The 14,946-nt window shown below is 35.5% G+C and carries 18 protein-coding genes; 1 reads left to right on the top strand and 17 read right to left on the bottom strand.

What is annotated here, in order from left to right:
• Positions 1 to 14: 14 nt before the first annotated feature.
• The 8 genes from ispE to metG form a co-directional block, all read right to left on the bottom strand.
• The gene (gene ispE, locus DN410_RS25025) at positions 15 to 884 is read right to left on the bottom strand and encodes a 4-(cytidine 5'-diphospho)-2-C-methyl-D-erythritol kinase (RefSeq protein ID WP_149178462.1); all 870 of its coding nucleotides are present in this window, start codon (positions 882 to 884) and stop codon (positions 15 to 17) included.
• A 196-nt stretch (positions 885 to 1,080) separates the two neighbouring features.
• Positions 1,081 to 1,260: an acid-soluble spore protein SspF gene (gene sspF / locus DN410_RS25020; protein WP_001985066.1), complete on the bottom strand. Its 180-nt coding sequence runs from the start codon at positions 1,258 to 1,260 to the stop codon at positions 1,081 to 1,083.
• Between the two features lie 91 nt (positions 1,261 to 1,351).
• Entirely contained in the window at positions 1,352 to 1,612 is a 261-nt protein-coding gene (gene veg / locus DN410_RS25015) for a biofilm formation stimulator Veg (RefSeq protein WP_000044345.1), read from the bottom strand.
• A 239-nt stretch (positions 1,613 to 1,851) separates the two neighbouring features.
• Entirely contained in the window at positions 1,852 to 2,715 is an 864-nt protein-coding gene (gene yabG, locus DN410_RS25010) for a sporulation peptidase YabG (protein WP_001173739.1), read from the bottom strand.
• Between the two features lie 160 nt (positions 2,716 to 2,875).
• Positions 2,876 to 3,757 (bottom strand): 16S rRNA (adenine(1518)-N(6)/adenine(1519)-N(6))-dimethyltransferase RsmA, encoded by an 882-nt coding sequence (gene rsmA, locus DN410_RS25005; protein WP_149178461.1) that lies wholly within the window; start codon positions 3,755 to 3,757, stop codon positions 2,876 to 2,878.
• Entirely contained in the window at positions 3,754 to 4,311 is a 558-nt protein-coding gene (rnmV, locus tag DN410_RS25000; RefSeq protein WP_149178460.1) for a ribonuclease M5, read from the bottom strand. Before rnmV ends, rsmA begins: the two co-directional genes overlap by 4 nt.
• A 217-nt stretch (positions 4,312 to 4,528) precedes the next feature.
• On the bottom strand, positions 4,529 to 5,296 hold the full coding sequence (locus DN410_RS24995) for a TatD family hydrolase (RefSeq protein ID WP_149178459.1): 768 nt from the start codon (positions 5,294 to 5,296) through the stop codon (positions 4,529 to 4,531).
• A 166-nt stretch (positions 5,297 to 5,462) separates the two neighbouring features.
• Positions 5,463 to 7,472 carry a methionine--tRNA ligase gene (metG, locus tag DN410_RS24990; RefSeq protein ID WP_149178458.1) on the bottom strand — a complete coding sequence of 670 codons (2,010 nt, stop codon included), beginning with the start codon at positions 7,470 to 7,472 and terminating at the stop codon, positions 5,463 to 5,465.
• Positions 7,473 to 7,966: 494 nt separating this feature from the next.
• Between metG and DN410_RS24985 the strand changes: the two genes are divergently transcribed.
• Positions 7,967 to 8,251: an AbrB/MazE/SpoVT family DNA-binding domain-containing protein gene (locus DN410_RS24985; protein ID WP_000843036.1), complete on the top strand. Its 285-nt coding sequence runs from the start codon at positions 7,967 to 7,969 to the stop codon at positions 8,249 to 8,251.
• A 20-nt stretch (positions 8,252 to 8,271) separates the two neighbouring features.
• On the opposite strand, the gene rsmI is transcribed toward DN410_RS24985, so the two are convergent.
• The 9 genes from rsmI to DN410_RS24940 all read right to left on the bottom strand — a co-directional run bounded on the left by rsmI (position 8,272) and on the right by DN410_RS24940 (position 14,771).
• Complete coding sequence (rsmI, locus tag DN410_RS24980) at positions 8,272 to 9,147, bottom strand: 16S rRNA (cytidine(1402)-2'-O)-methyltransferase (RefSeq protein ID WP_149178457.1); 876 nt, start codon at positions 9,145 to 9,147, stop codon at positions 8,272 to 8,274.
• On the bottom strand, positions 9,116 to 9,406 hold the full coding sequence (locus tag DN410_RS24975) for a GIY-YIG nuclease family protein (protein ID WP_149178456.1): 291 nt from the start codon (positions 9,404 to 9,406) through the stop codon (positions 9,116 to 9,118). Before DN410_RS24975 ends, rsmI begins: the two co-directional genes overlap by 32 nt.
• Positions 9,393 to 10,133 carry a tRNA1(Val) (adenine(37)-N6)-methyltransferase gene (locus DN410_RS24970; protein WP_071710674.1) on the bottom strand — a complete coding sequence of 247 codons (741 nt, stop codon included), beginning with the start codon at positions 10,131 to 10,133 and terminating at the stop codon, positions 9,393 to 9,395. The genes DN410_RS24975 and DN410_RS24970 overlap by 14 nt, the downstream gene beginning before the upstream one ends.
• Before the next feature lie 120 nt (positions 10,134 to 10,253).
• A complete protein-coding gene (gene yabA, locus DN410_RS24965; protein ID WP_149178455.1) occupies positions 10,254 to 10,604 on the bottom strand; it encodes a DNA replication initiation control protein YabA in 351 nt (116 codons plus the stop codon).
• A 14-nt stretch (positions 10,605 to 10,618) separates the two neighbouring features.
• Positions 10,619 to 11,446: a PSP1 domain-containing protein gene (locus tag DN410_RS24960; RefSeq protein WP_149178454.1), complete on the bottom strand. Its 828-nt coding sequence runs from the start codon at positions 11,444 to 11,446 to the stop codon at positions 10,619 to 10,621.
• A 5-nt stretch (positions 11,447 to 11,451) separates the two neighbouring features.
• A complete protein-coding gene (gene holB, locus DN410_RS24955) occupies positions 11,452 to 12,435 on the bottom strand; it encodes a DNA polymerase III subunit delta' (protein WP_149178453.1) in 984 nt (327 codons plus the stop codon).
• Positions 12,436 to 12,470: 35 nt separating this feature from the next.
• Positions 12,471 to 13,097 (bottom strand): dTMP kinase, encoded by a 627-nt coding sequence (tmk, locus tag DN410_RS24950; protein ID WP_149178452.1) that lies wholly within the window; start codon positions 13,095 to 13,097, stop codon positions 12,471 to 12,473.
• A gap of 1 nt (position 13,098) precedes the next feature.
• Complete coding sequence (locus tag DN410_RS24945) at positions 13,099 to 14,520, bottom strand: aminotransferase class I/II-fold pyridoxal phosphate-dependent enzyme (RefSeq protein WP_149178451.1); 1,422 nt, start codon at positions 14,518 to 14,520, stop codon at positions 13,099 to 13,101.
• A gap of 71 nt (positions 14,521 to 14,591) precedes the next feature.
• Entirely contained in the window at positions 14,592 to 14,771 is a 180-nt protein-coding gene (locus DN410_RS24940) for a sigma factor G inhibitor Gin (protein ID WP_071710678.1), read from the bottom strand.
• Positions 14,772 to 14,946: the final 175 nt, after the last annotated feature.

Below are 14,946 nucleotides of genomic sequence, written 5' to 3'. Positions count from 1 at the left end.
CGTATTATACGTCTTTATTCAAGCGTTTCTCGCTCTCCTAATAATCGTACTGCATATACTTGTTCACAAAATCCTTTTAATCCGTTATAAATTCGATGCATTCGCGAATCATGATGTACAAGGCCGAATACAGTTGGGCCACTTCCACTCATTAATACAGCATCTGCTCCAAAACGCTTCATCTGTGCTTTAATACGAGCAACTTCAGGATGCATCTTAAATGTTACATCTTCTAAAACGTTGCCAACAGTATCACAAATTCCTTTGTAATCCCCAGCATTTATAACATCCACCATTTTATCTACATTTGGATGTGTAACTCGATTTAATTTTAAGTTTCCATACACATCAGCAGTAGATACACCAATATGTGGTTTCGCCAAAATAACCCAACAAGAAGGCGGAGTCTTTATATGCTCAATTTGCTCTCCTCTTCCAGTGGCAATTGCTGTTCCACCGTATACACAGAACGATACATCTGATCCAATTTCTGATCCAAGCTTTGCTAATTCATCAATTGTAAGCCCTAAATTCCATAATTTATTAAGACCACGTAATGTCGCTGCTGCATCACTACTTCCACCTGCTAATCCAGCCGCAACTGGAATCGTTTTTTCAATAGTAATAGATACACCTTTTTTCACATTAAACTTCTCTTTTAATAATTTCGCTGCTTGATAAGCTAAATTTCGTTGGTCGTCTGGGACATACCGATTATGGGATAAAATTTCAATACGGTCTTCTGCTAATTCCGTTAGTTCTAAACGATCCGCTAAATCAATTGTTGTCATAATCATTTTCACTTCATGATATCCGTCTTGTCTTTTTCCCAGTACATCTAACGACAGATTAATCTTTGCTGGTGCTTTCACTAGTAGCTTCAATCTATTCACCCACTCTATGTACTCAATCTTTTATCGTTTATTTTACCATAAATTTATAGTAAGACGATGACACTTCCCTAATTATAACGAAAAGCATTAAGAATGAAACTATTTATGTAAAATGATGGCACCTTTTAGAGTACAAAAAGCCGAGGAATCACTCCTCGGCTACCGTAGCATAGAAAGTATCTTACAACTACTGGTTTTGTTTCATCAATTGCTGTTCTGCAATTTCTATAGCACGTTTCACCATGTTACCAGCATCTTTCGCACGAATTCCGCCCCATCCTTCTTTCTGAACAACATCATAAAAACCTAGCTCTTTTGCTAGCTCTTCTTTAAATTGATTTGACATGACACCTCTTCGTCTACTCAATGCAGAGTCCCTCCTTATTTTGCTACGGTATAGTTAGTATGCAAAATAATATAGCTTTTCATTTGTGGGAATATATGTAACGATACGCGAATCATAAAATGACTTCATTATGTGGTTCATCATAAAATGTTAACTCCACTGTCTCTGTTAAAACATCTGCATAACTATAAGATACACGTTGCAGCGCATCTTCTTGCTGATCTAACTGTACAACAAACACAGAACGGTATGTTTCTGCCAGTACACCCGATTGCTCCACAGTTTTTCTTCTTCCACTATTAGCCTTTAACATAAGTCTCTGTCCAAGATGGTGATCTAATTCGCTTTTAATTTCATCTAAACGTTTTGACATATACCTTGCTACACCTCGCTGTAATTTAGATTGAACACTTAAAACACGATATATCTATCCCAATGATTAACTGCAATTCACAGACAATATCATTATAAAAGCATCATGCGTTCGAATAGATAGAAGAAATACTATATTGTAAAAGTATCATTATGTAGTCTTTACGCTCTTACCACTTTTTATCCAAATTCATTTCATTCCCTTTCACATAAAAAAAGCAAGATACACATGTACCTTGCTTACTCTTCATAATGTTGAAACGGTAATCCAGTTCGTAAAATCCCCCTCGTTTCAATCCCACCTAGCCCCTTTTCACCAGTAATCGTATTACGTACAACATCCCATACATTTACTCTCTCCATAAATGAGGTAAAACTAATTTTACCAACCACATATACAGGATCTAGCGCATGAATATTAATCCTGGACGGGGAACTAGCGAAGTTAGCACCTGCTCGAATTAACGCCTCGAAATGCGATTGACACGCCCCCGCAAAAATAACGAGTTGATCCAATGAGGGATATTTTTTTCGCACTTCTCTAACAGCCTGTACAAAATGCCTTGAGTGCCTATATGCTGCTAAATCCCCCTTTACCCCTTTTGACTTTGTATAAGCATCATGCCCTGTAATAACTAAAATATCTGGACGAAAATGATCGATTAAGTCTACTACCTTTTCGTGCATCTCTGTTTCCTTACAATGAATACCCTGTACAGGAACACCGATTTTATTATATAAGTCTAAGCACTTACGTAAATATAAAGGATCTCCATCTATATGCAATACACGCCCTGGCATTTGAAAATAATTCACTTCACTTGTGTACCCACCAGTTGAAGTGTGTTCATGCCTTTGTTTCATCAATACATAATCTTGTTGGAATAAACGGTACGTGCGCTCCATTGTCTCTTTTTCACGCTTCACTCTTTTTTTATGTTCTCGTTGATCTATACTAATTAAATCTTCAAGCGGCGCATCTGCCACTAGTCTAATTTCCTCTCCAAACAATATGGCTATCTCGCCTTTTATTTCTATAATACGAAAAAGGATATCCCTATTATGAGAATATCGTTCCACTAATTCTCCAACATGTAAAGCCATTCTCCTACCTCCAAACTCGTTAGGCCATCTTACCTGTTTTTAAAGTATGAATGTAGGAGAGAAAAGGTGACAAAAGGGACAGCTCAGGTTGAACTGTCCCTTTCATATTCTTATGATAATTTATCCCGCATTAACAGGCAGTAGGGAATGCCCCCACCGATTAAAGTTTCACTTTATGAAGAACTAATGCATTACTTAATGTTGCGAACTCTTCGATAGATAACGTTTCGCCTCTTCGCTTTGGATCAATTCCTACTTCTGTTAAAATTTGATCCAACAGCTCTTTATCTTTCGGGAAACCATTTAAATTATTTGATAAATTATTCATTAAAGTTTTACGACGTTGTGCGAAGCTTGCTCGTACTACTTCAAAGAAGAACGTCTCATCTGTCACCTCTACAACTGGTTTCGGACGCTTTAGAAGACGAATAATTGCAGAATCAACATTTGGTTGCGGTACAAACACTGTACGTGGTACAGTCATAACTGTTTCTACCTCTGTATAATACTGAATGGCGATTGATAAAGAACCATACTCTTTCGTTCCAGGTTTAGCTGCTAAACGATCCCCAACTTCTTTTTGCATCATAACAACAAATCCACGAACCGGTAGTTTCTCTTCAAGCAATTTAAATAAAATTGGCGTTGTAATATAGTATGGTAAGTTAGCTACTACCATTACATCTTGTCCCTCTTCAAATTGCTCACTAAACACTTCATGTACATCTGCCTTTAGGACATCTTTATTTATAACGGTAACATTGTCATATGGAGCTAACGTCTCATCTAAAATCGGTAATAGTCTCTGATCAATTTCAAAAGCTACTACTTTTTTAGCACGCTTCGCTAATTGCTCAGTTAACGCGCCGATACCTGGTCCAATTTCAATTGCACCACTTTCCGAACCGATTTCTGCGTGATCAACGATACGATTTAATACATTTGTATCAATTAAAAAGTTTTGTCCTAAACTTTTTTTGAATGAAAATCCATACTTTTCAACAATGTCTTTTGTACGATTTGGCGTTGCGATATCCTTCATTTCTTTTCCTCCTGTATTACTTGCTTATAAGCTTCTGCAAATGATTCCTTTGAAACTTGAAACATTTGTAAACGTTTATGTAACTGTTTTGCATTTGTATAACCAATCTTTAATAGCTTACCCATTCTTTCTCTGCGACTCTTTGCCATTTCTCCGCCCACTAAGCCTGCATCGACAAGATCACTCCAACTAATTTCACTTGTGTAAGCTTCCATTTCTTCATGTATACTCTCTAAAGCGCGGCGAATTGATTCATTAGAAGCATGTTCGATTCCAACACCTTTTTTCCTCTTGGCAAGCGCTTCTTCTTTTGGTAAAAAAGCATGTTTACACCCAGGAACCTTGTCAGAAATAATTTTTCGAATACGCTCTCCAGGATAATCCGGATCTGTGAAAATAATAACGCCTCGTTTTTGAAGCGCTAATTTAACTTGTTCAATAACATGATCACCGATTGCTGAACCGTTCGTTTCAATTGTATCCGCATCAACAGCGCGTTTAATTGCAACTGTATCATCTTTACCTTCTACAACGATAATCTCTTTAATTTTCATGCTTGCCTCCACACTCGTTTCGTCTCTACTTAGTAAAACAAAAAAATGACGACTTTTCCATTATTATTTTCCCCATTCTTGCATTTTAAAAAATAGAATGGCAAAAACTTTGTTCTCTCTCCTTATTGTAACACTTCCTCATTCGCCCTCGTTTTCTCTACCACTTCTACTATTCCATTTCTCAAAAAATAAAAAGAATGGGCTCCCCCCATTCTTTTTATTCAACACCAAATAAAGCTTTTGCATTCTTAGTTGTTACTTCCGCTACCTCTTCATAAGAAATTCCTTTTAAATTCGCAATTTCTTCTGCTACAAGTTTTACATAACTTGGTTCATTTCGTTTTCCGCGAAATGGATGTGGTGTTAAATATGGACAATCGGTCTCAATTAACAATTTCTCTAGTGGGATCTCCACAGCAACTTCTTTTGGTTTCTTAGCATTTTTAAATGTAACTGGCCCGCCCAACGAAATTAAAAAGTTCATATCAACACATCGCTGCGCTACTTCAACACTACCGCTAAAGCAATGCATAATGCCTCCTACTTCAGCTGCATTCTCTTCCTCTAGAATATCAACAATATCTTGAGTTGCATCGCGGTTATGTATAATAATTGGTAATTTCACCTTTTTGGCTAATGCAATTTGTTTACGGAATACTTCTTTCTGTATTTCCTTTGGTGACTTATCCCAGTGATAATCTAAACCCATTTCTCCAATAGCAACGACTTTAGGATGGGAAGCAAGTTCTTCTAACCAAGCTAAATGTTCTTCTGTCATGTCGATTGCATCCACAGGATGCCATCCAACCGCAGCGTAAATAAAATCATAGGCTTCTGCTAATTCAATCGCTTTTTTTATCGTTACTTCATCAAATCCAACAACAACTGTATATGTAACTCCCGCTTCTTTCATTCGTGCAATAACTTCTTGTAAATCTTCTTCAAATTGCTCTGCGTTCAAATGTGAATGTGTATCAAACAACATAATACATAACTCCTTTTATATTGAAATCAAGTTTATTCTACAAAAATAAGCTCTTTAATAACTTAACGATAACAATACTACAATTTTAATGCAAAAATAGAGAGTGTAAAAAGAAAAAAGACGCTTCACACATGTTACACGTGAAACATCTCTTTTCTTGTCTTAATTACTTGATTTTTGTACCGTTCGGTAGGTTTTGGTCGATTGACGCTAATGACAATACGCCATTCTCTTCACCTGCTAAAATCATACCTTGTGATAATTCACCGCGTAATTTTACAGGCTTTAAGTTCGTTACACAAATAACCTTTTTACCTTTTAGTTCTTCTGGAGAATAGAATTTTGCAATCCCAGAAACAACTTGACGCTTTTCTGTACCTAAATCAAGCTGAATTTTTAATAACTTATCTGCTTTTTTCACAGGTTCAGCCGATATTACTTCTGCTACTCGTAATTCTACTTTGAAGAAATCATCAATTGTAATTTCTTCTGCTTTCGGTTCTTCTTCTTTTTTCTCCTCAACTTTAGGAGCAGAACCTTTCATTTGTTCTTTAATATACTCTACTTCTACTTCCATTTCTAAACGTGGGAAGATTGGTTGTCCTTTTTCTACTTTTGTTCCAGCTGGAATACAGCCAATTGCAGATAGACTTTCCCAAGATTTATGTGCTTCATCAGTAAGGCCAAGTTGAGCAAACATTTTGCTCGGTGCCACTGTTAAGAATGGCATAAGCATAATACCCGTTTGACGAAGTACTTCCGCTAAATGAGCCATTACAGAAGCTAATTTCTCACGATCACTCTCATCTTTCGCTAGTACCCACGGTTGTGTTTCATCAATATATTTATTCGTACGGCTAACCAATTGCCAAATTGAGCTTAGCGCCACAGAGAATTCCATATTCTCCATTGCTTCTTCTACTTTTTTCAATGTATCTTGTGCAAATGTTACTAATGTTTCATCAAACTCCGTTACATTTGCTTTATATGCAGGAATTTCTCCGTTAAAGTACTTATCAATCATAGCTACTGTACGATTTAATAAGTTACCTAAGTCATTTGCTAAATCGAAGTTGATACGTTCAACAAATCCTTCTGGTGTGAACACCCCGTCAGATCCGAATGGAACTTCGCGAAGTAGGTAGTAACGTAATGCATCTAATCCGTAACGATCAATTAATGTAACTGGATCTACTACGTTCCCTTTTGATTTACTCATTTTTCCGTCTTTCATTAAAATCCAACCATGAGCAAATACTTTTTTCGGAAGAGGTAAATCTAATGCCATTAAAATGATTGGCCAATAAATTGTATGGAAACGAACAATTTCTTTTCCAACTAAATGCACATCTGCTGGCCAGAATTTCTTATACTTCTCTTCATTTGCCGTTCCATAACCTAGTGCTGTAATGTAGTTAGATAACGCGTCAACCCATACGTAAATAACGTGTTTCGGGTTACCTGGAACACGAACTCCCCAGTCAAATGATGTACGAGAAACTGCTAAATCTTCTAATCCTGGTTTAATGAAGTTATTAATCATTTCATTTTTACGAGACTCTGGCTGAATGAAATGTGGGTTATCTTCATAGAACTTTAATAGTCTGTCGACATATTTACCCATTCTAAAGAAATATGATTCTTCACGAACAAGTTCTACATCGTGGCCACTATCTGGACTTTTTCCTCCAACTACTTTATCACCTTCCATAATTGGATCTACTAATTGATGCGCTGTATAGAATGTTTCATCTTGTACGGAATACCAACCTTCATATTCATCCAGATAAATATCACCTTGATCTACTAACTGCTTGAAGATTTTTTCGACAACATCTTTATGACGATCTTCAGTTGTACGAATAAAATCATCATAAGATATATCCATTTTCCCCCATAGTTCTTTAATTCCTGAAACAATGTTATCCACATACGCTTGTGGTGTAACATTTAATTCTTCTGCTTTCTTTTGGATCTTCTGCCCATGTTCATCAGTTCCTGTTAAATAATGAACATTGTATCCTTGCATACGCTTATAGCGCGCCATCGCATCTCCTGCTACTGTCGTATAAGCATGTCCAATGTGTAATTTTCCACTTGGATAATAAATTGGGGTAGTAATATAAAAGGACTTATTTTCCTCTGTCATTGTTTTGGACCTCCCGAATAACCTCATATGTATTTATAAACAGTATATCAAAAACTCATATATAAAGTGAAACTTTAATCAGTAAGGGGTTTGTTCATCTCCCGCTGATCATTTCCTTTCACCAATTAGACTTTTACTAACAGCAAAGCACTCACTTAACTTCTTTGCTCCGGCCTAATTTTGAGGTGGAAGTCTTACTATTCGAAAATAATGGCATAGCAACGAGCTAATGCTCAATATATTTATCATCTATTACTCATATTTCAAAAAAATATACACTCTTCACATATAATGTATAAACTTTTCAGAAAATAAAGTGAAATATTTGTAGAAATTGCTCTCATTCTATTATATATAAGAAGTAAGAAATCTATAAATCTTTTTAAAAAATATAGAATTAAAGAATTGACGGAAATGTAAATGATTGGTATCATATGTCCATAGGGTATTTTGTCGAAAAATGACGAATCAAAAAAATAGACTCGAAACTTATAAACTATTTATTTAGGAGGAAAAGAATTATGAAATCTACTGGTATCGTTCGTAAAGTTGATGAATTAGGTCGTGTGGTAATTCCAATCGAATTACGCCGTACTTTAGGTATTGCAGAAAAGGATGCTCTTGAAATCTACGTTGATGACGAGAAAATCATCTTAAAAAAATATAAACCAAACATGACTTGCCAAGTAACTGGTGAAGTATCTGATGGTAACCTTTCTTTAGCTGAAGGTAAAATTATCTTAAGCAAAGAAGGCGCTGAGCAAATCTTAAACGAGCTTCAAGATTATATCGAAACAGCAAAATAAGCTTCTCAATTATGAGAAGCTTATTTTTTATCTACATGATAGATTTGGTATACATCGCGTTTCGACAAATCTCGATCTTTAGCGACTGTTTTTATCGCCTCTTTTGAATTCATACCTTTTTCGTTTATATAATGTTCAATATGATCGTATACTGAAATAGATTCCCACCATTGTTCTTCTGGAGCAGGTTCTTCCGTTGAACCAGCTACTAAAATACAAAACTCACCACGAACTTCATTTTGCTTTGTCCATTCAATTGCTTCCTCGACTGTCCCTCTAATAAATTCTTCAAATTTCTTCGTTAACTCTCGACATAATACAATTTCTCTGTTTCCCAATACTTCATGCATTGAGATTAAAGTATCATCCAGACGGTGAGGTGCCTCATAAAACATCATTGTAGTTTGTACATATCGAAGTTTTTCTAATTCCAGTTTTCTTTCCTTCTTATTTCTTTGTAAAAACCCATAGAAATAAAACTGTTTTGTCTCAAGACCTGATGCAATTAATGCTGTAAGAGCTGCATTTGCCCCAGGAAGCGGAATTACGTGATATTGTTCAGCTACTGCCTCGACAACAATATCATAGCCTGGATCGGAAATACACGGCATACCAGCATCGCTTACGATGGCTACAGTCTTGCCCTCTTCTAACTTATCTAAAATTTTACGTCCACTTACTTCCTTATTATGCTCATGATAACTCATAACCGGTGTTTCAATTTCAAAGTAATTACAAAGTTTCTTCGTTTGCCTTGTGTCTTCCGCTGCAATAACATCTGCCTCTTTTAAAATACGGATTGCACGAAATGTCATATCTTCTAAATTTCCAATTGGAGTTGGTACTAGATATAACATTCCTTTTTCATTTTGCTGAAAGCTTTTTTGCTGCCACATATGGTTCTCCTTTTTGCATATATTCTTCTTTTTGTTTTCTATTTAATTGCTTAAAATAATACTCTGCTTGCATAGCTGTACGCTTATCTTCATGAAGTTCTACGTATTTTAAAACAACAGGAAGTCTAGCACGCGTATACCTAGCCCCTTTTCCGCTATTATGGGTCTCAATCCGCTTCTCTATATGATTTGTATATCCAGCATAATAACTTCCATCAGAGCACTCTACTACATAAAAACAATGCTTATTCTTCTCCATATAAAATTGAACGAATCTCCTTTGTATATTCATTATTTTCTTCATATACAAAAAGAGGTGGCAATATTTTTAAATCTGCGTTTCCGTCCTTAATTCCTTCAATTAACAATGTATTTGCTTCTTTTCCTGCCTTAGGATAAACAAATCGTACACGCTTTGGTTCAATTTTGTATTTACGCATTAATGTAACAATGTCTAGTAAACGACCTGGACGATGTACAAACGCTACTTTCCCACCCTGTTTTACTAGCTGACTGCTTGCAGATACAACATCCTCTAATGTACACATAATTTCATGACGAGCTATCGCTAAATGTTCATTCATATTTTTTTCAGAAGTTGCAGGGGTTTGGAAATAAGGTGGATTACATGTGACAACATCGTATTGATGACGTCCAAGTTTCTCCGGCATATCTTTCAAATCCCCATGTATTAAGTGAATTCTTTCTTCCAACTTATTGTATTGAACACTTCTTATTCCCATATCATATAAGCGTTCTTGAATTTCCACACCAGTAATATTCCCTTTTGTTCTTGTACTTAATAGCAGGGGTACAACTGCGTTACCTGTACACAGATCAAGTAAATTACCTTTTTGAATTGGCACCCAAGCAAAGTCTGCAAGTAAAACAGCATCTAAAGAAAAATTAAATACCGATGGACTTTGTATAATTTTCATTTCTTGCGCTAATAAGTAATCTAAACGTTCATCTTCATATAAATTCATATACTACTCCTTTTCTTACCCTTAACCTACCCTATTGGATCTTCTACTAATATAAAACACATTTTGTTCTATTCCCATGTATAAAAAATTACCTTTCCAATTATAATTGGAAAGGTAATTTCACTTTTTATTTAAAAATGACAGACAGAATAAACAATCTCCCTCTTTACGTACACTTCCGTAATGTAGATTACAAATATGAAAACCCTCTTGATACAGTCTTGCTAAATTATCGTAGCCTTCACCAATATCTGTCTTTGGCTTCACTTCTTTACGCTTTTGAGTTTTTTGTTTTTCTTTAATCTGCACTTCTTCAAAACGTTTTCGCAAATTTTCATTTTCCATTTTTATATGTTGGTTTTCTTCCAATAACTCTGCAAGATGTTGTTTTAATTCTCCCAACTGTTTGTATAAATGTCCAATTTGCTCTTCCATACTAGAAACCGATGCAAAAATATCCTTTTTCTCCACAAGCACCCACCTCATTAATCTGTGGTTTGACTCGAAACGACCCCTTTATTCACTAATTCATCTAACGTATATTCTACTATCCGTTCCTTGTCTACTAGTTCCACTTGAATTAATCTTTCTAAAATATTTAATCCGATAACACGGCCAATACCATGCGGGGTTTGTATACGTTGATCTAAATCAGGAAGTTGTTCCTTTGCTGCCTCATATTCATCATTCTCATATTTTAAGCAACACATTAAGCGACCACATAAACCAGAGATTTTTGCAGGATTTAATGATAAATTTTGATCCTTAGCCATTTTAATGGATACAGGTTCAAAATCCCCTAAAAAAGTAGAACAACAAAGCATACGACCACATGGACCAATACCACCAAGCATCTTCGCTTCATCACGAACACCAATTTGTCTTAGTTCAATTCTTGTCCTAAAAATTGCCGCTAAGTCCTTCACTAGTTCGCGGAAATCAATCCGACCATCCGCAGTAAAGTAGAAAATAATCTTATTACGATCGAACGTATACTCTACATCTACCAGTTTCATATCAAGATTATGCTCTACTACCTTGTGTTGACAAACCTGATATGCTTCTTTCGCAGCATGTTTGTTCTCTTCAACAATGGTACGATCATTTTCATTTGCAATACGAATAACCTTTTTCAGCGGTAATACAACGTCGTTTTCATCAACTTGCTTTTTGGTAATAACTACTTTTCCGTATTCAATACCTCTTACCGTTTCTACAATTACGAACTCATTTTCAGAGATATCGAACTGATTCGGATCAAAGTAATATACCTTTCCGGCCTTCTTAAAGCGAACACCTACTACATCATACAAAACGGTCATCCCTCCTGCAACCGCAACACTAACTGTTCGAACACAAGCTGCGCATTTACATTAGCGTTGATTCTATTTTTTGCCTCTAATATATTAAAGAGAGCTGATACAATGCGCTTCTGAGCATAGGAGAAAGATTCAAACATCTCTTTCTGCTCATGAAAAACAAGACGATCTTCTTCTCCAAGTTGAACATATAATAAATCCTTATAAATAAGGAGTAACATATCTAAACCTTGCTGTAATTGTTCTTTCTCTCCAAAGTGTTTTCCCCATTTTTCTTGTACAAAAAAAATAGAGGCTTTATCTTTTTCGAGCGCTTCACATAATTTTATCACTAAAGCTCGTCCTTGTGCAAACCATTCATCATTACACAAAGCTAAAGCTTCTTCAAAACTATTCGTAAGTTGTGCTGCAAGGGCCGCTAAAGATGCTGTAATACCTTCATCCTGTAATCTTTTAATTAAAGATTCGGTAGGTAACGGTCTAAATGTAACAACTTGACAGCGAGATAAAATCGTATTTAAAATTTGATGACTTTGTTCAGTAAGTAAAATAGCTGTTGTATCACTACTTGGTTCTTCTAAAAATTTCAAAAGTGTATTTGCTGCGTTTGCCGTCATACGATCTGCATGCTCAATAATATATACTTTTTTATTTGCCTCTAATCCTGTTTTTGAAAACTCTTCTTGTAAATCGTGTATTTGCTGCTTCTTAATAGATAATCCGTCTGGTTTTACAATATGTAAGTTAGGGTGGTTACCTGAATCAATTCGCTTGCAATTTGTACATATGTGACAGGGCTCTACCCCATTCCTTTGAGAACAGAGAAAACTCTTTGCCATCTGAATTGCTGTCGCAAACTTCCCTGTTCCTTTCCCTCCCTCTAACAAATAAGCGTGGGATATACGCTCTTTTGCAATGCTATTCATCAACATTTTTACACCGATGGGCTGTATAGCAGAAAGCTGCTCCCACGTCTTCGTCATAATGCATACCTCACTTATTTCATTCTGTCCTTCTATTATAACAATTTCTCTTCTATAATCTGAACAACTTCTTCTATAAGTTTTTCCATTGGTTGATCAGCATTTACCAATACAATACGATCAGAGAAACGCTCTACAATTTGTAAATACCCTTCACGCACGCGTTTATGGAAAGAGATATCTTCCATGTCTAATCGATTCACTTCGCGTCCCGCATCTTTTTCAATTCTAGCTAAACCAACCTCTGGTTCAATGTCTAGGTAAATTGTTAAACTAGGCATGCAGTCTTCTGTTGCGAAACGATTGATTTCAAATACTTTATCCATACCTAATCCTCTTGCATAGCCTTGATAAGCTAAAGAGCTATCTATAAAACGATCACATAACACAAGATAGTTTTCATTAAGCGCTGGCATAACCTTTTCCACTAAATGTTGTCTACGTGCAGCGGCATATAGAAGTGCCTCTGTACGTGCTTCCATCATCGTATATTCTTGCTTATGTAAAATCGTTCTAATATCCTCAGAAATTGCAATACCACCTGGTTCTCTCGTCGCCATTACCTTTTGTTCGTTTTGCTCAAAATATGGTAATAAACTTTTAATTAACGTTGTTTTACCCGAACCTTCTGGCCCCTCAATTGTTACAAATAATCCCTTCATCCTAAAACCTACTTTCTATATCATACACTTTCATATCTTTCGTGCTCCCTTGAAAACGAGCTCCTGTTTTCTCTAAATACATAATTTGCTCTTTATGTTTTGAAGTAATTCTTTCACCATACATAATCAATGGAATTCCAGGTGGATATGGAATTACCATTTCCGCCGCTATCATCCCAACCGCTTCTTCTATCGGTACTACTTTTGTTTTATATCCTTCTAGTTGCTTATATGTATACGGTAAAGGAGTCAATTCTCTTTTATAAGTATAACGAATAGATCCAATCTTGTCTTTCACCTCATAATGTTCCAATGCTACTCGAATTATCTCTATAGCCTTCATGTACTCATTACTTACTTGCAGAGGTAAAATAAATAGGACATTATATGGATCTGCCATTTCTGTATATATTCCGGCCTTTTCAAACAAAGACTGTAATTCATATCCCGATAACTGACAACGAGTTTGTACAGTAACCTTTAAATCATCTTGCAATGGATATTGTAAAACAGCTATTTGTGGAATAGAGTATAATCCTTTTTTAAATCCCCGTAGAAACTCAACAATTTCATCGTGACCTTTTTCTTTTATACTCGCTAGCGTAAAGCGTGCTATATCAAGAGAAGCCATAATTGGATATGACGGACTACTAGATTGTAGCATACTCAAATAAGTAGAAACTTTTTCTTTATTGACTAAATGACTATTTATATGTAAATAGGATCCCATTGTCATCGCAGGTAATGTTTTATGTGCAGAATGAACTACAATATCTGCACCATATTCTAATGCTGACTTTGGAAATGGTTCTCCTAAGCAAAAGTGTGCCCCGTGAGCTTCGTCTACTAAAACAGGGACTTTATGTGCATGTGCATAAGCAATACTTGCCTCTAAATCTATTCCCATACCATAATAATTAGGATGCGTTAAAATGAGAGCTTTAGCATTAGGGTATCTTTCAATTGCTTCCATAATAACTTCATCATGAATTCCCACCGGAACGTTATACGCCTCATCAATCCATGGGTCTAGAAAAATCGGATTCGCACCCGCTAGTTTCAACCCATTAATGATTGATTTATGACAGTTTCTTTGTACAAGGACAATGTCATTCTCACCGCAGCAAGACAAAATCATTGCTAAATTTCCCACTGTTGAACCATTAATTAAAAAATAACTTTTTTTTGCACCATATACATCAGTTAACAATTGTTGTGCTTCATCTATACATTCAAACGGACTATGTAAATCGTCTAATCCTGTTAACTCGGTTACATCAATGGCTAGTATATCTTTAAACTCCCCAATAGCTTCCTGAGGGAAGTTTAAACCATTCTTATGACCTGGAACATGAAGAGATAGTGGCCCTCTCTCTTTAAACTCTATTAAAGCCTCATATAAAGGCATACGATTTTGATTCATATATACCTCTTCCTTATTATTCATTCTTTATCTATTATACAGAACAAAAAAAATAATAGGCATACGCCTATTTAAAAATATGATACTTCTAATTTTCGAAGTTGTTTTAAATAATGTATATATTTCGGATCATTGGTCTCGGTATTCACCATATCCTTTTCGCATTCATGACATATCAAATTATTATAAACATATATACCTTCTTTTCTTTTTGTTTCACAAACGATGCAAATTTCGCTTTGTAATTTCATATCCTTTCCTCCCCTATTTTAATGAACATATTTTGTACTACTATTCCTTAACAATTTACAGAAAAATATACATCAATCTCTTATATAATATGATTTACTCTTGGGCAACGTGTTTGTATTACCTTTACTTCTTTTACATATTGTTTAACAACATAAAAAAACACGAGTCAAATGA

The organism is Bacillus sp. SH5-2, assembly GCF_008368905.1.
In the GTDB taxonomy this organism is placed as follows: domain Bacteria; phylum Bacillota; class Bacilli; order Bacillales; family Bacillaceae_G; genus Bacillus_A; species Bacillus_A luti.
The sequence above is the reverse complement of the archived record's forward strand: the minus strand, read 5'-3'. Positions and strand labels throughout refer to the sequence as shown.

What these genes read in the sequence shown, in the direction of transcription:
- veg (WP_000044345.1), bottom strand. Translation starts at nt 1,612, where the DNA reads ATGTCAAAACGTTTAGATGAAATTAAAAGCGAATTAGATCACCATCTT.
- yabG (WP_001173739.1), bottom strand. Translation starts at nt 2,715, where the DNA reads ATGGCTTTACATGTTGGAGAATTAGTGGAACGATATTCTCATAATAGG.
- rsmA (WP_149178461.1), bottom strand. Translation starts at nt 3,757, where the DNA reads ATGAAGGATATCGCAACGCCAAATCGTACAAAAGACATTGTTGAAAAG.
- rnmV (WP_149178460.1), bottom strand. Translation starts at nt 4,311, where the DNA reads ATGAAAATTAAAGAGATTATCGTTGTAGAAGGTAAAGATGATACAGTT.
- DN410_RS24995 (WP_149178459.1), bottom strand. Translation starts at nt 5,296, where the DNA reads ATGTTGTTTGATACACATTCACATTTGAACGCAGAGCAATTTGAAGAA.
- metG (WP_149178458.1), bottom strand. Translation starts at nt 7,472, where the DNA reads ATGAGGTTATTCGGGAGGTCCAAAACAATGACAGAGGAAAATAAGTCC.
- DN410_RS24985 (WP_000843036.1), top strand. Translation starts at nt 7,967, where the DNA reads ATGAAATCTACTGGTATCGTTCGTAAAGTTGATGAATTAGGTCGTGTG.
- rsmI (WP_149178457.1), bottom strand. Translation starts at nt 9,147, where the DNA reads ATGTGGCAGCAAAAAAGCTTTCAGCAAAATGAAAAAGGAATGTTATAT.
- DN410_RS24975 (WP_149178456.1), bottom strand. Translation starts at nt 9,406, where the DNA reads ATGGAGAAGAATAAGCATTGTTTTTATGTAGTAGAGTGCTCTGATGGA.
- DN410_RS24970 (WP_071710674.1), bottom strand. Translation starts at nt 10,133, where the DNA reads ATGAATTTATATGAAGATGAACGTTTAGATTACTTATTAGCGCAAGAA.
- holB (WP_149178453.1), bottom strand. Translation starts at nt 12,435, where the DNA reads ATGACGAAGACGTGGGAGCAGCTTTCTGCTATACAGCCCATCGGTGTA.
- tmk (WP_149178452.1), bottom strand. Translation starts at nt 13,097, where the DNA reads ATGAAGGGATTATTTGTAACAATTGAGGGGCCAGAAGGTTCGGGTAAA.
- DN410_RS24945 (WP_149178451.1), bottom strand. Translation starts at nt 14,520, where the DNA reads ATGAATCAAAATCGTATGCCTTTATATGAGGCTTTAATAGAGTTTAAA.
- DN410_RS24940 (WP_071710678.1), bottom strand. Translation starts at nt 14,771, where the DNA reads ATGAAATTACAAAGCGAAATTTGCATCGTTTGTGAAACAAAAAGAAAA.